The organism is Acidobacteriota bacterium, from assembly GCA_039028635.1.
In the GTDB taxonomy this organism is placed as follows: domain Bacteria; phylum Acidobacteriota; class Thermoanaerobaculia; order Multivoradales; family JBCCEF01; genus JBCCEF01.
In genome coordinates, this window is the sequence record JBCCHV010000004.1 from 131,747 (window position 1) to 146,620 (window position 14,874).

General features: G+C 66.1%; 12 protein-coding genes. 5 read left to right on the forward strand and 7 right to left on the reverse strand.

Features of this window, described 5'->3' with window-relative positions; translation table 11 throughout:
* Positions 1-23 precede the first annotated feature (23 nt).
* Together AAF604_03145 and AAF604_03150 are read left to right on the forward strand one after the other, a co-directional pair.
* Complete coding sequence (locus AAF604_03145; protein MEM7048623.1) at positions 24-242, forward strand: hypothetical protein; 219 nt, start codon at positions 24-26, stop codon at positions 240-242.
* On the forward strand, positions 239-1,702 hold the full coding sequence (locus tag AAF604_03150) for a sodium:solute symporter family protein (protein ID MEM7048624.1): 1,464 nt from the start codon (positions 239-241) through the stop codon (positions 1,700-1,702). Before AAF604_03145 ends, AAF604_03150 begins: the two co-directional genes overlap by 4 nt.
* On the opposite strand, the gene AAF604_03155 is transcribed toward AAF604_03150, so the two are convergent.
* Genes AAF604_03155 through AAF604_03165 form a run of 3 tightly spaced genes read right to left on the reverse strand, consistent with a single transcriptional unit; the run spans position 1,687 to position 4,635 of the window.
* Positions 1,687-2,406, reverse strand: a complete 720-nt coding sequence (locus tag AAF604_03155; GenBank protein MEM7048625.1) for a DNA alkylation repair protein — start codon at positions 2,404-2,406, stop codon at positions 1,687-1,689. The genes AAF604_03150 and AAF604_03155 overlap by 16 nt on opposite strands.
* Before the next feature lie 25 nt (positions 2,407-2,431).
* Positions 2,432-4,060 carry a M23 family metallopeptidase gene (locus tag AAF604_03160; GenBank protein ID MEM7048626.1) on the reverse strand — a complete coding sequence of 543 codons (1,629 nt, stop codon included), beginning with the start codon at positions 4,058-4,060 and terminating at the stop codon, positions 2,432-2,434.
* Positions 4,057-4,635 (reverse strand): sigma-70 family RNA polymerase sigma factor, encoded by a 579-nt coding sequence (locus AAF604_03165; protein MEM7048627.1) that lies wholly within the window; start codon positions 4,633-4,635, stop codon positions 4,057-4,059. Before AAF604_03165 ends, AAF604_03160 begins: the two co-directional genes overlap by 4 nt.
* A gap of 125 nt (positions 4,636-4,760) precedes the next feature.
* Here AAF604_03165 and AAF604_03170 point away from each other — a divergent pair, with 125 nt between their 5' ends.
* A complete protein-coding gene (locus tag AAF604_03170) occupies positions 4,761-5,930 on the forward strand; it encodes a hypothetical protein (GenBank protein ID MEM7048628.1) in 1,170 nt (389 codons plus the stop codon).
* A gap of 258 nt (positions 5,931-6,188) precedes the next feature.
* On the opposite strand, the gene AAF604_03175 is transcribed toward AAF604_03170, so the two are convergent.
* The 3 genes from AAF604_03175 to AAF604_03185 all read right to left on the reverse strand — a co-directional run bounded on the left by AAF604_03175 (position 6,189) and on the right by AAF604_03185 (position 9,500).
* Positions 6,189-8,237, reverse strand: coding sequence for a M12 family metallo-peptidase (locus AAF604_03175; protein ID MEM7048629.1), 2,049 nt, complete (start codon positions 8,235-8,237; stop codon positions 6,189-6,191).
* A gap of 296 nt (positions 8,238-8,533) precedes the next feature.
* The gene (locus AAF604_03180) at positions 8,534-8,923 is read right to left on the reverse strand and encodes a group III truncated hemoglobin (GenBank protein ID MEM7048630.1); all 390 of its coding nucleotides are present in this window, start codon (positions 8,921-8,923) and stop codon (positions 8,534-8,536) included.
* A 193-nt stretch (positions 8,924-9,116) separates the two neighbouring features.
* Positions 9,117-9,500 carry a hypothetical protein gene (locus AAF604_03185; protein ID MEM7048631.1) on the reverse strand — a complete coding sequence of 128 codons (384 nt, stop codon included), beginning with the start codon at positions 9,498-9,500 and terminating at the stop codon, positions 9,117-9,119.
* 347 nt (positions 9,501-9,847) lie between these two features.
* On the opposite strand from AAF604_03185, the gene AAF604_03190 reads away from it, so the two are divergent.
* Positions 9,848-11,101: a DUF4872 domain-containing protein gene (locus AAF604_03190; protein MEM7048632.1), complete on the forward strand. Its 1,254-nt coding sequence runs from the start codon at positions 9,848-9,850 to the stop codon at positions 11,099-11,101.
* 312 nt (positions 11,102-11,413) lie between these two features.
* Here AAF604_03190 and AAF604_03195 read toward each other — a convergent pair whose 3' ends face one another.
* Positions 11,414-11,962: a hypothetical protein gene (locus AAF604_03195; GenBank protein MEM7048633.1), complete on the reverse strand. Its 549-nt coding sequence runs from the start codon at positions 11,960-11,962 to the stop codon at positions 11,414-11,416.
* Positions 11,963-12,196: 234 nt separating this feature from the next.
* Between AAF604_03195 and AAF604_03200 the strand changes: the two genes are divergently transcribed.
* Positions 12,197-14,863 carry a serine/threonine-protein kinase gene (locus AAF604_03200; GenBank protein ID MEM7048634.1) on the forward strand — a complete coding sequence of 889 codons (2,667 nt, stop codon included), beginning with the start codon at positions 12,197-12,199 and terminating at the stop codon, positions 14,861-14,863.
* Positions 14,864-14,874 lie beyond the last annotated feature (11 nt).

Below are 14,874 nucleotides of genomic sequence, written 5' to 3' on the forward strand. Positions count from 1 at the left end.
GCCGGTGTAGGCTCGGCGCCATCATGAAAGACGAGCCCCGCGCCCACCGCGGCTTTCGCTGGGCCCTGACGTTGACCGCTCTGGGCACCGTGCCCTTTCCCTTCATCGGCCGCGAGCCGATGGCGTGGCTGGGCTTGCCCGTTTGGCTGTGGTGGAGCGGTGCTTTCACCCTCGCCCTTTCCTGCGTCACCGCCTGGGGGTTGACCCGCTACTGGCGGGACGACGGTGAGGGGGAGCCGTGACCGACCTCGGCCGCGACCTGGTGCTGGCCGCCGGGGGCTACGTGGCGCTCTTGCTGCTTGTGGGGGCGCTGGCCAGGCGCGCCTTGCGTGAGCGCACCCTCAGCGACTTCTACCTCGCCGGACGGCGTCTCGGCCTGATGGTGTTGCTGCTCACCCTCTTCGCCACCCAATACAGCGGCAACTCCCTGTCCGGGTTTCCGGGGCAAACCTACCGCCAGGGCCTGGCCTACTTCATGAGCGTCACCTTCATGGTGGCGATCGTCGCCGGCTACACCCTGTTCGTGCCGTCCCTCTTCGCCCGCTCGCGGCGAGGCTCCTTCGTGACGCCGACGGATTTCCTGGCGCGGCGCTTCGGCAGCCCGCTGCTCAACTACCTGTCGGCGACCATTTTCGTGGTCACCTTGTTCAACTACCTGCTGGCCCAGTTGATGGCCATGGGCCATGCCTTCGCTGGCCTCACCAACGGCGCCGTGCCCTTCGCCACGGCGGTGCTGGTAGGGGCGGTGGTGATTCTGGTCTACGAGCTTCTCGGCGGCATGCGGGCAGTGGCCTGGACCGACGTTCTGCAAGGCGGCCTGCTGTTCAGCGGGCTCTTGCTGGTCGTAGTGCTGCTGTCGTTCGAGGTCGGCTCACCGGCGGATGTGATCGCGTCCGTCGAGGCGGTGGCGCCAGAGAAGGTGGCGAGTCCTGACTTGAGTATGTGCCTGGTGTGGGCGAGCAACTTCTTGCTCCTCGGCCTGGGGGCGCCTCTCTATCCCCAGGCAATCCAGCGAATCTACGCCGCCCGCAGCATGGTCACCCTGCGGCGAGCCCTGAGCGGGATGGCCTTTCTGCCCCTCATCGCGATCACCACAGTGGTCTGGATCGGTCTCGCCGGCATCGCCCTCTTCCCGGGTCTCGAGGGGGCCGAAACGGATCAGATCACCTTCCGTGTGCTCGCCTACCTGGTCGAAGCGCAGCCCCTCGCCTACCTGCCGGTGCTGGCGGTGATGATGGCGGTGGTGGCGGCGATCATGTCGACCGCCGATTCCTGCCTGCTGTCCCTGTCCTCCATCTTCACCAAGGACTTTCTGGCCCGCGCCCGCGGCCTCGACAACGCCGAAGCCGAGCGCCTGCTGCGCTGGGGACCCTGGTTCAGCATCGCGGTCATGGCCTTGCTGGTCGGGGTCGCCCTGGCCCCTCGGATCACCCTCTGGGGTTTGCTGGTGATCAAGTTCGAGATCCTGATCCAGATGTCTCCCGCCTTCGTCCTCGGCACGCTCCACGAGGCCGACGACCGGCGCGCCTACAGCGCCCGCGACATCCTCCTCGGCCTCACTCTGGGCCTCGGCCTGGCGGTCACCCTGTACGCCTTGGGATTGCGCAACGTCGGCGGGATCCACGCCGGCGTGCTGGGGGTGGTGGTGAATTACCTGACGGCGGTGGGTTCGCGGACCCTGCGTCTTCAGCGCGCGGCGTAGGCGGCCTTCAGCTCGGCCTGGACCTCTTCCGGCAGGCGCCGGGTGCCTTCCCGGAAGGTCAGGCCGGACATGCGGTCGAGGCGCGAGCGCACCCAGGCGGCGACCTTGTCGGGGGTCTTCTGGCTGGCCTCTCGCAGCACCCAACCGATCGCCTTGCGCAGAAAGAACTCCTTCTCCTCGAGCAGGTGGTCGGCGTAGCGGCTGAAGCGCGGCCAGTCGCCACGGCCCTCGCGCAGGGGGATGAGCAACGCCAGGAGCGAGGCGCGCTGGAGCCAGAAGTTGTCGTCCCGGTTCCAGCGATCGAGGGCGGCGCGGCCGGCGGCCGGAAAACGCTCGACCAGCGAGCCGGCGAGGCGCACCGACAGCTCGTCGACGTGGGCCCAGGTGTTGGCTTTGCGCAGCAGGTTCTCGGTGAGCGCCAGATCTTCCGCCGTCAGCAGTCCGACCCGTAAGGCGAGGGCCTGGGCCCCGAAGGTACGCAGCTCGTGGACCCGGGTTTGCCACAGTCGGTGGGCCAGGGCGACCAGCTCGGCTCGGCCAATCTCCGGCCGGGCCTTGAGCCAACGGCGGACCTCGCGCCGAATGGTCGGCACTTTGACACCGAGGAACTCCAGGTCGCTCTTCAGGTAGCGTTTCTCGTTGGTAGCGCGCTCGGCCGTGCCGAGGGCGGCGAGGGTGGCTCGGATGTCGGCGATCGAGTCCATGGCCGCCACCCTACCGGATGTCTGCTCAGTCCTTCGAGGCGGCGAGACGCAGCACCATGTTCTCGAGCGGCAGCTCGGCCTTGACCCAGCGGGCCGGTCGTTGCGGTGAAGGCTGCCAGGGCTTTCCCGCCAGGGCATCGCGGAAGGCGAGGCGACCGAGCAACTGGTAGCTGGAGAGCCGAAAGGGGCGACCCTCTCCGGCCAGAGATTCGGGTTGGTCCGAGAGGTGGTGGTGGAGGTGGGGAGCCAGGCTGTGACCCGAGTTTCCGATCTCGGCGATCGGCTCTCCCGCGGCGACGCGGTCGCCGGGCGCAACCCGGATCGAGCCGGCGCGCAGATGGGCGTAGGTCGAGTAGCGGCCGTCGCCTTCGTCGATCACCACCGTATTGCCGGTGAGCGCGGCACGATTCGAATGCAGGGCCGCCTGCTCGGCGCCGGGAGGGTGGTCGGTCTGGTGGTCGCGAACCGAATGGACTCTGCCGCCGGCCATCGCCAGCACCGCTTCGCCGAAGCCGTACCAGTGGTGATTTTCGGAGCCATCTTCGGCAAACAGGCGACCGTCCGGTCCGAGGCGCGCCCAGTCGACGGCGAAGCGCTGAGCCAGGCTGGTCGAACCGTTCAGAGCGATCAGGGCGCGGCGATGGCCCGACGCGTTCGAGGGGCCGCGCAGGGCGACCCAGGTGCCCGCGCCGACCGGCGCGGCGAGGATCGGCTCGGGCGATTCCTCGACCTCGAGGGGGGCGGTTGACAGATCTTCCAGGCGCTCGTCGGTGGTGGTTTCGACCCGGTGACTCACCTTCTTCGGGGCCTCCGTACCGGCAGCGAGGGCGAGCCAGAGGTAGGCGATGGCGCGTCCTCCGGGAGACAGCCGACCGGGTGCTGCCGAAGGGTTGCCAACGGTGGCCAGTCGGCGGTGCAGGGCCTCGCCCTCCCAGGCGGCGATCTCGTCACCGGACTCCCCGAGCACAGCGAGGCGAGTGATCTGTCGCGCCGTGGTGCCGAAGTTGGTGAGATGGAGCTCGTAGACCAGGTGCTTTCTGCCGAGGGCATCGACCACCTGGGGCGCGGTCTGAGCCTGGACTTCGAGGGGGCTCTCGCCGGCGAGCTGGCCTTGGACCGCGGGCGCGAACCCTGTGATCCCGACAAACAGGGACAGCAGCACCGCGATGCCTGCCTTGCGCAGCAGCTCGTCGCGGCGGTGTAGGAGCGCCCGGTGTCGCTGGCGGGCTTGCCGCAGCGCCAGGCCGGCGATGGTGACCAGCGCCGCGCCGAAGGCGCTCGCCGTCAGCCCCAGGTGCCGCAGATCGGCCTGGGTCAGAGCCAGGGTGACGGCACCGGCAGTGAAGGCCCCGGTGACGACCACCGCGAGCCGGCCGGCGATCAGGCGGTGCTCGGCGAGGAGGACGTGGCGGCGGCTCAGGGTCCAGGCGAAGAACACTGCCCAGGCGACCGCCAAGGCCAGCAGGCCGGCGAAGGCCAGTTGAGTGCGAACCGGCAGTCCCGGCTCGGTCAGCCAGAGGGAGGCGACGGCAACGGCACCCAGGAGGTCGAACAAGAGCAGCAGGAGGTAGACGATGCGCCGCCGCGGCGACAGCTCGGCAGCGAGTTTGCGCTGCATGACCTCGACGGTGGGGCGCGGTGAGGTCGGCTTCATGATGAGAGCTCCTCGGAGGTGATTCCTCGGGCTTCGAGAAAGGTGCGAAGAAGGCGTCGCGATCGATGCAGGCGCGATTTCACCGTGCCCACGGGTACGCCCTGGACCTCGGCGATGTCGCGCAGCTCGAGCTCTCGCAGGTAGAAGAGAACCGTCGCTTCGCGATCCCAGGGCTCGAGCTCCTCGAGGGCTTGGGTAAGGAGCTCGAGGTCTTCCCACGGCAGCTCCGGCTCGCGAGCCGCCCTCGGCTCCTCGGCGAGGGGCTCGAGGTGGCTCTCGCCGGCCCGCGCTCGCAGGCGATCGACAAACGCGCGGCGCAGGATCGAGAACAGCCAGGGGCGGAGCCGAGACGGCTGTCGCAGGGCGGGCAGGGCGCGCAGGATGCGCAGCCAGCCGTCCTGCAAGATCTCCTCGGCCAACGCCGGGTCGCCACACATGGCGAGCACGTAGCGCCACAGCGGTCCGTGCCAGCGCGCCACCAGCTCATCGAAGGCAGCGGCCTCGCCGAGCTGACAGCGCACCGCCAACAGCTCGCTGTCACGGTCCGCGGTGGGGGATGGAGGTCTCTGGTTCATCGCCGTCTCTCGCTCCTACCAGTCGGTGAGGAGAGGGTCGAGGTTCACGGCGGCACCGGTCGAGAGTTGAGAGGGTTTATCGTATTGTCTGAGTAATATTTTAATTGTTGTCGCCGGGAGGGAAGATGGTGAGACGATCGCTGTGGAGCCTTGTCTTCATATGGATGGCCGTCGCTCCAGCCTGCGGAGCAGCCTTGTCATCGCAGGCTGACGATCCGAGGGCGGACGCTGTTGGCGAAGCAGTCGTCGCGGCTGCCGAACGTGCCGAGGTCGCTGCCGAACGAGCCGAACAGGCCGCGATGCGTGGGGACCGAGCTTCCAAGAAGGCCGACACGCTGGTGGGTGCGATGCAGGTCTTCGTGGCGGTGCTCGCTTTCATTCTGGTCGTAGCTGGTTCGATCGGATTACTGGAGCTGCGAAATCTTCGCGAGGCTCGCCAACAGGCCGAAGCCCAAGTCGCCGAGATTCGGAAAATGCGGGACTCTCTGGGAGAGAGCTGGGCTCGCTTTGTGCGAGAGGCTCTCGAGCGACTGGAGGCGCTCGGGTCTTACATTGACGGAACCCATCCCGAGATGGAGCGTACCGACGAGTTCTTGGATGCCGATCGCGTGGCCATTGTTGGTGATGCGCTCGGGCTCGCCAGGGATCCGAACACCCGATTCGACATCCTCTTTCGGCTGGGACGCCACTGGAAGAGTCAAGGATTCTATGCCCGCGCCTTGCAGCGGTTCGAGCGGAGCCGGGAGTTGGCGGTAGACCTCAATGCCAGCAGTTGTGGAAAGGCCCGAGCCCTGAACTTCATGGCGCTGACGCTGATTGAATGGGCGGAGACGCTCAGCAAGCGATCGACCCAGCAGGTGACCGCCGGTCACGAGGACTCGTCACGCTCGGCGGGTGCGTCACTACTTCAGGAGGCCGAAGGCATCTTGGTTCCGCTGCTTGGCGCGGGGGCCGAGGTCAGTGTCGAGACCCTTTTCGTTCAAGGCAAGCTGGAGTGGGCTCAGAGGCGACTGGACCAAGCCCTCGGCACTTATGCCGCAGTCATCGAACGGGCTCGCAACAGTGCAGATGAGGAGGAGAGAGCCGATGGCTACCGAGCGATCTACAACACGGCTTGCGCCCTCTGTGACCGCCGAAAGGAAGGAGACCTCTACCGTGCGATGGGCTTCCTGGAATCTCTTCCCAGGTCGGAAGGTTGGGCGCGATGGGCTGGAGAGGATGAAGACTTGCAGCCGCTGAGGGATGACCCGAACCTAGGGCCTCGGTTCGAGAGATTTACTTTTACCGAGAGGTAGCTGGGCTGCTGGCGGTCGCTGGGGTTCAGGGCGAACCCAGAGCGAGTCGCTAGAACTTGGTGATGTCGTCGTTGGTCTTCATGATTCTCCGATCGTAGTGCCTAGTTGAAGAATTCTCAAGCTCATTCTCGACTGGCCCTCGAGAAGCCTCGACCATGAAAACGCGTTTCGGCGCCGAAAATTCCTGCACTGGGGGCGAGGGTTGGAGGAGGTCATGCCGTTGTTTCCAACGGCATGACTCGGGTCTCTCTTCGCCGATCAGAGCAATCGAGCGTGGTAGATGCGGTGGTGGTCGTTGGCGTTGATCCAGAAGATCCTCACTTGCCCCCCGAGGTTGGCCAAAGCCGGTGCGCACGCCGCGTGGTGCGGGTCGCCGTTGATCGGAGCGGGCTGCGACCAGCTCTCGAAGGGAGAGGAAGAGCGACTGTAGAGGATGCGACTGCCATCGCCGCGCTCCTTCCAGGCAACGAAGACTTCGCCATTCAGCTCGGTGACCGCCGGTGAGAAGTCCGACGAAGCGCCCGGGATGGTCTTGGGTGCTTGCCAGGTCTGAGTATTCCAGCTCGTGTACCAGAGCTCCCGCGTCGCGCTTTTCGAGTTGCCGAAGACCAGGAGCTGAGTTCCGACGGGGATCGCAGCCGGTGTTTTCTCGCTGGCATAGGCGTCACCGATTCGCTGAGGCGTTCCCCAGGAGATGCCGCCATCCTCGGAGGTCTTGTAGCAGAGGCGGCGCTTGTCCTCATCTTCCACCCACAGCAGGATGCGGCCGGTCTTGATGCCATAGAAGCGGCTGAGAGCCGGTGATTCGGGCGTGGCGTTGCCTTGAATCTCGGAGTGCTTGCTCCAGGTCCAGCCCTTCATCTGGCTCCAGGTTCCGCGAGCTCCGTAGATTTCCGGCTGGTTCCATTCGTACCCGCGCCAGACGAGCTGCAGGCCTTCATTGTCGCTGAGCTTGTCCGGGAGCGCCGCCGAGTAGAGGTAGGTCAGGTAGTTGCGCCAGTCGCCTCCGCCGACGATCTCGGGAGCCTTCCAGGTTTCGCCCTGGTGTCGGCTGCTGAAGTAGATGCCGCCGCGGGCGTGCTCCGCTGTCCACAAGACCATGGACTCGGGACTCGGGGGGTCGAGATTGGGAGTGCCGTGGAAGTCGAAGGCGACCGGGGTTTGACGCGATTTGGCGTTGGGGTGGAGGGCTCGCCCACGACTGAAGTCCCCCGACCACAAGCAGCCGGAGTGGGCGTTCACGTGCGCCGCGATGCGGCTGATGTTGGGAGCCAGGAAGATGCGCTTGGTGCCGAAGGATGGGCACATGATGATGGCGTCGGGCCCTTGGCAGTGCTCGGTGCCGACGTGCAGGGCGCCGAAGTTGTGCCCCAGCTCGTGAGAGACCAGGGCGACCAAGCCGTTCTGGCTTCCGAAGGGCAGAGCGGAAAGACCATAGGTCGGTGTCTTGCACACCGTGCCGGTGTCGGCGATGCCGGCGATGTTGCCGTCGAGCTCCTTGCCGCTGAACAGATGGGTGAGGGCCCGTTCGGCGGTGATCTGGCCGCCGTAGGCACGCAATTGCCCCAGTAGCGTCGTGTCCTTGGTCGACTTGTAGGGCTGTGCGCTCGCCGACTTGTGGACGGCGAGGTGGGTGACCACGAGGCGCAGTCCGTGATGGCTTTCGAAGACGGCGCTGACCTCGTTGAGGACGCCCAGAATCTTGGCGCTCCAGTTGCTCTGATTTCGATTCCAGAACTCGAAGTCGGCCTCGATCGCGATCGGCACCGTAAAGGTCGGATTCATCGCTTCTGTCGGAGGGGTGTTCGGGACCGGCGAGACTTCGGTCGGATTGCCGCAGCTCGGCTCCGTTGGGTTCGGTGAGGAGATGAGATCCGAATCCCGATACAGCACCAAAAGGCTGTCATCAAGGCTCTCGCTGAAGGAGGCCGCAGGCTCGAAGAAGGTCGTTTCCCCGGGAGTCGCGATTCGTCCTTGCAAGAAGCCCGGGGCGATGACCAGCTGGACGCTGCTCTCGGGCTGGTGGGTGAGGTGACCGCGGTAGATGCCGATGCGCTCGAGCTCGCGGGCGGTTTCCACCGAGTCGGCGAGGTCGCCGTCCCAGATCGCATGAGGCTCGAGGGTGAGCTCGAGCTCGCGGTCTGCGATGCGCAGGACGACCGGTTCTCCTGCCGACAGGGCTCGGCGGAGAGCATCGACCTGCAGGTGGAACAACGTGAAGTGGGCGAGGTGCGGGGCGAGCGCGTCGCGCAGAGCGGTGGTGGGTTCGACGATATCGGCGGTGACAGGTGTCTGGTTCGTTGTCATCTCTTCCTCCCGGAAGGCTTGAGAAGAAGCGACCGCAGGGCGAATACACGCTGGCTGTTCGCCGATCGCAGGGACGCTGGGTCCGTAGCCGGTCGACGCTCGTTGGGGGAAACCTGCCCCGGATCGCAGATTGGAATCTGCACCGGGTGTGTTCTCGGCGGAGAAACGTTTCAGCAGCTCAGGAGTCGAGCTGCTAGGGCGGTCCGCCTGTGTCCTACGGGTTGCTGAAGGGGCCATCGGCCGGGGCATCCCTCGATGGAGGTCCCGGCGGCCTCGAGGGGTACCTGCCTCCGGCGCTACTCCCAGGCTTCGGCGCCCTGGACGACCCGCGACTGGATCTGGGCGATCCTTTCGGCATGGGCCTTGATCGACGTGGCGTGGGGGCCTTGCCAGCTCTGGTCAACGGTTTCCCGGAAGAGCTCGATCCAGCGCCCGAACTGCTCGGCGCGGAAGGGCATCTGCTGCGACAGGACCGAGTGCTTCTGGGTCGGCGAGCCGTGGAACCCTGGAATGCGCAGCTCGACGGCGCACCAGAAGGCAGTCAGCTTGGTGATGTGCTCGTCCCAGTCGACTCCCGCTTGGTCGACGAAGACGGGGCCGAGCAGATCGTCCCGCTGGACCCGCTCGTAGAAGGCGCGGACGAAGGTCTCGAGACGTTCGGGGCTGTCGAGATCCGGTCGTGACATAGGGTCCTCGCGGCTAGCCCGGCCTTCTCACGAGGTTTCCTGGCGAGAGGCCGTAGGTTCTTGAAGATGCAAGGCATCCGTCGCTGCCACGACGCAGCCGTACTCGATGTACTGCGAGGAGAGCAGGCGACGGATAACGCAGCAGATTCTGGGACATACGGACGCGCAGCGGAAAGCTCGTGAGAAGGGCGGGCTAGCTGGAGAGGGATTCGATCACGATCGCGACCAGGACGAAGAGGATCGTCAGCAGGCCGCAGCCGTTGATGCCGCCGCCGAGGAAGGCCATCAGCTTCGGTTCTCGGGATGCGGCTCGGATGCCATAGGAGGTGCCGAAGCCGAAGGGAATCGCCGACCCGAAGAAGATCAGCAGCACCAGGCCGGCGAGAGGGCCGGCGATCGATCGGTTGTCCGACAGTATGGCGATTGCGAAGCCGCCGAAAACGCAAATCCCCAGCAGCACCACCCAGGTGATCGATCCCAACAGCATCGACTTGACGCCCAGCGGAGATTCGCCCCGGGCCGACGAGGGCGGATTCGGAGTTGCCCCCTCGGAAGGAGGATCTGGAGTATTGGTCATTCTTTGACCTCGACGACCTCTCGGTGGTTGGGGACCGGAGCGTTTAGTCCGGGCCTTGTTCTCAACTCTCTCATGGGAAGGCGCAGGCTTGAAGGTTCGGTGGCGGTCAATGCTAGAGTTCAAGGCGGCGGCCGCGCTGAGCGCCCAACTCCTGCAGGCCTCTCGCCCCGAGGCCTCTCGTCGGAGCAAAGGGGAGCCCGGACTTCTCCAGCGCCAAGTGTCTGACGATCTCTAGGTTTCAGACCATGAGCTCAGTGGAAGGGGGCGACTTCTGTTGTGCTCATGGGACCAGAGGATGAGATGTCATGACACAGCAGTCAAGCTTCAAAGCTCGTGTGCGCGCTCGGATGTCTAAGACCGGAGAGCGCTACGCTGCAGCGCGCCTCGCCCTGCTCAAGAACGCCAGCTCCAACGCCGATTCTCCAGCCGCCGAAGCGGTACCGCCAGGGACCATTCTCACGGACCTCGGGGCCCTGGCGATGGCGCTCCAAGCCGCCGGTATCGTCGACCCTGCCACCGGGGCTCCGTTCTCCGAGACTCGCCTCTTCGGACTCTCCGGTGGCCCTGGCTTCATGAGCTTTGTTTTTCAGTACCAGAACGTTGCTCCGATCCTGACCATCACCTGTCGGAGCTTTTCTCTTCCGGGGCCGGTCGTCGATCGGGCACTGGAGCATGCCGGGATCAACCCGGATCGCTTCGAGAGCGGGAGCACCAGCAAGAGCCGCCGAGCTCTCGACCAGGTTCTGGAGCAATCTCGCGTCGCCCATCTCGCCGTCGATCAAGCGCGATTGCCGTGGCTCGGGTTGGATCCGATCTGGCAGGGGCAGTGGCCGCGTCACGTCAATGTCTCCAAGGTCGGCGACGCCTTTCGAGTTCAGGACCAGGCGCAGTGGACGCTCAGCGAGGAGCAGCTCGCGGCGGCTCGAGCCGGCATCAAAAAGGCCAAGCATCGAATGCTGTCCTTTGGTGACACCACGGTGGGCGATCCCGTGGCGGCGACGCGCCAAGCGCTCGAGTTCTACGTCAGCAATCAAAGAACCGCACCCTACGCCAACTTCAAAAACAACTTCGGGCTCAAGGGCTTGGCCCGTACCGCCCAAGCGATGGGCGACCTGACCACCAAGAAGGGCTGGCTGCGAACCTTCGACAGCGGACCCTATGCCTTTGCTGCCCTTTGGCGCCTGTGGGAGTGTCTCACCGTGGAGCTGACGGCGCCGGCCGCTGGCCGGCCTCTGTTCGCGGACTTTCTCGAGCAGGCGAGCGAGCTTCCCGGCTGTCCCGATCTTCGATCGGCCGCTGAGCTGGCGCGGGCCAGCGGCGAGGCGTTCGAAGATCTGGTCGATCTCGCCGTGGCGGCCGGAGGCGGGCCGCTCGGCCAAGCCATCGAGTGGACCGAGGCCATCGACGAGGCACTGCGCTCCGGTGCTCCCGACACTCCCGAGACCGTTCGCGAGCTGCGCGCCCGTCGCGCTGCGCTGGCGGCGCAATGCACCCTCGACGAAGCGTCTCGTCGTGAAGTGTTCACCGCCCTTGCCGCTCAGATGAATCGGATCCTCGATCGCGAGACGGCTCTGGTCGAAGCGCTCGAGCGCAAGCCCTGAGGCGTTCCCCGGAGGATTAGCCCGTCCTTCTCACGAGCTTTCCGCTGCGCGTCCGTATGTCCTCGAATCTGCTGCGTTATCCGTCGTCTGCTCTCCTCGCAGTACGTCGAGTACGGCGGCGTCGTGGCAGCGCCGGATGCCTTGCATCTTCAAGAACCTACGGCCTCTCGCGAGGAAACCTCGGGAGAAGGCCGGGTTAGGAATCCCCGGGGTTCGGGGAAACCCTCACCCGTCGGCGGCCTTGGCGGCCTTGGCGACCTCGGTGGGTGAGGGCTCTCTCCGCGCCGGGCGCAGGGTCTTTGCTCGCAGCCCTTAGTCGTCTGGTTGTCCGACGAGCAGGGCGGCGAATCCGGGGAAGAAGGCGAAGGCCCAATAGGCGGCGCGGAGAAGGTAGTTGACCGGCTCGGCGGAAGGGTTGGTCCAGATCCCGGAGATCGCCCAGAACGCCAGGCCCGAGAGGCCGGCGGCGATCGCCCCGCGGGTCAGGGCGCGGCCGCGGCTCTCGCGGCCACCCCGAGCTCGGCGCAGGAGCGTGGCGAGGGTCAGCCACATGGCGATCCAGGTGATCAGCAGGCCGCCGAGATAGCCCACGACCATCGCGATCGGATAGAAGGCGGCGGCAATCAGCAGGCCGCCGATGGGCAGCGTCTTCAGCAGGCTGCGGGTCGCACCGGCGACTCCCGAGGCTCGGCCGAGGACCAGGGCGAGAATCAGGAAGATCAGGACGCCGTGAACGATGCCGGGGACCACCGCACCGTCTGGGATGAAGCTCGCCCACAGCCAATCGCCGAAGGACGACACCACGCCGAGGATCAGCGCCGTGACCACTGCCCGAGCGATTCCTGGACCGAGAGCGCTCATCGGTTCCTCTCCGTGTGGTCGAGGTCGAGGCAGGGATCAGGCAACCGCGATGGCCTCGGCTTCTACCTGCGGTCGAATCTGCGGTCGCAGGCCGCTCTCGGTGACCAAGGCGAGGTGCTGGTGGAGGAGGTGAAGTGCTTCGTCGCTGTTCATCGCTCGAAGTCTATCGCCACCTCGGCATGCCCTCCCAGGAACGCTAAAACGCGCCATCTCGATGGTACCTTCGTCTCTACCGTGAGCTCCGAACCGACCCAGGACCTCGAACAGGAACGCCGAGTCTTCGCTCTACTCGCCGAGGTCGGCGAGTTGGGTCCGGAGGAGCGGGAGCGTGCTCTCGACGAGTGCGACGATCCGGCCTTGGCGACCGTTGTGCGTCGGATGCTCTCCGCCCACGGCTCGATCAGCGGCTTCCTCGACACGCCCGCACCGGCGGCTTTTCCGCCGACCTGGGTCGGCAAGTCGATCGGACCCTACGAGGTCCTCGAGCTGCTCGGCGAAGGCGGCATGGGGATGGTCTTCCGTGCCGCCCAGACCGAGCCGGTGCAGCGCGAAGTGGCGCTCAAGATCTTGCGCCTGACCCGGCTCAGTCAAGAGGTGAAGGTTCGCTTTGAGGCCGAACGGCAAGCGATGGCCCGCCTCGACCATCCCAACATCGGTCGCATCCTCGAAGCCGGCACGACCGAGAACGGGCTGCCCTACTTCGCGATGGAGTTGATCGATGGGGACAAGATCACCACTTACTGCGATCAGGCCGAGCTGCCCATCGAGGAGCGTCTGCGGCTCTTCCGCGACGTTTGCCGAGGCACCCACCACGCTCACCTGAAGCTGCTGCTCCACCGCGACATCAAGCCGTCCAATGTTTTGGTGACGGAGTTCGATGGCAGGCCGATTCCGAAGCTGATCGACTTCGGCATCGCCAAAGGGCTGGACGAGCCACTGGCCGCCGCCACCATGGCGACCGGCGACCGCTTCCTCGGGACACCGGCCTACATGAGTCCGGAAGCCCTCGAGTCCGGCCGCGACGTCGACGCACGCTCGGACGTCTTCGGCCTCGGCGTTCTGCTTTACCGGCTGCTCACCGGAACTCTGCCGTGGCCGGCTCCGGAGAACGATCCGCTGCAGATGATGAAGCAGCGGTTGGAGCGCGACGCCGACCGTCCGTCGACCCAAATCACCAGCCTCGAATCCGATCGCCGTGCCCAGATCGCGAGCCGGCGCAGCCTCGATCCACAGAAGCTGGCGCAGAAGCTGCGCGGCGATCTCGACAGCATCGTGATGAAGGCGATCGAGCAGGACCCCGGTCGGCGCTACGCTTCGGCCGCCGAGCTGGCCGATGACATCGAGCGCCACCTGGCCGACGAGCCGATCCGTGCCCGCCCGCTCACCGGGCGGCTGCTGCTCAGCAAGCTGGTGCGTCGACACCGCACCGTGGTGGTCGCCGCCGTTGCGGTTCTGCTGGCCCTGGTCCTCGGCGCGGTCGGCACCGTCGCCGGTCTGCTTCAGGCCCGCGAGGCGGAGCGCAGGGCCGTCGCCGAGGCCGAGGCGGCGGTCGACGCCCGCGACCAAGCCGACGAGGTCTCCCGATTCCTGGTCGGGCTCTTCCGGCGGTCGAGCACCCATTCGCCGAACGCCGACAAAGCACCCGGCGAAACGACCGCCCTCGAGCTGGTTGCCCGTGGTGCCGAGCTGAGTGAGAAGGACCTCCAGAATCGCCCGGTGGTGCGCGCCCGGATCGCTCACGAGGTGGGCAAGATCTACAAGAACCTGGGAGAGTTTGACCAAGCGCGCAGCTCTTTCCGGTCGAGCATCGCCACGCAGGAGACCCTCGACCCTCGCCCCTTGACCCTCATCGCGGGCAACTACCTCGAGCTGGCTCAGATCGAGCACCGGCTCGCCAACTGGACCGAATCGAAAGAGCTGCTGGACCAGACCCTCGCTCTCGTCGCGGATTTGACTTCCTCGCCGGCCATTTCGCTGCGCGGCAACGCACTGAACCTGCTGAGCCGCCTGCGCCGTGCCGAGGGTGACTACGAAGGCGCCGAACAGGCGATCCAGGAAGCGATCCGGATTTACGAGCTGCAGGACGACGGAGGCCGAGACATCGCCTGGGGGCGGGCGACCCTGGGCACCGTCTACTTCTCCCGGCAACGCTGGGCCGACGCTGAGAATCAGTGGCGGCAGGCGATCGAGCTGCTCGAGCCGGTGCTCGACCAGGGAAATCCGATCCTCACCCAGCTCTACAACAACCTGGGCGCCGCCATCGCCAGCCAAGACCGCCTCGAGGACGCCGCACCGATGTTCGAACGGGCGGAGCACCACCAGCGCGCCCGCCTCGGTGACGAGCATCACGAGCTGGCCGATACGCTGAACAACCTGGGGGTTTTGAATCAACAGCTCGAGCGCCTCGAGCGCGCCGAGGCCATCCACCGCAAGGCGCTCGCGATCCGCGAACGGGCCCTCGGTGCCGACCACCCGAAGACCGCCTGGAGTCTCGACAACCTGGCCCGCACGGTCGAAGATCTGGGACGCCCCGACGAGGCCCGCTCGCTGCAAGAGCGCGCCCTGAAGATTCGCGAGAAGAAGCTGGGCGCGGAGCATCTCGACCTTGCCCGCAGCCTCGGCCACCTTTCCCGGCTGCTGGTGCTGGACGGCGAGCACCGCCTGGCCGTCCGCTACGCCGACCGCGCCTATCGCATCCGGGTCACCCAGCTCGACCCGGGCCATCGCGAGATCGGCTTGAGCGCCGTCGATCTCGGCGCAGCCCTTTGGCACCTGGAGCGGCGCGACGAGGCGCGGCAACGGTTCGAGGAAGCGAGCAAGCTCTTTGCAGCCGGAGGCGAGTCGATGCAAGACGAAATCGCAGAGACGAAGGAGCGACTCGCCGCGCTCGGTATTTCTTGATCGCTGCTATT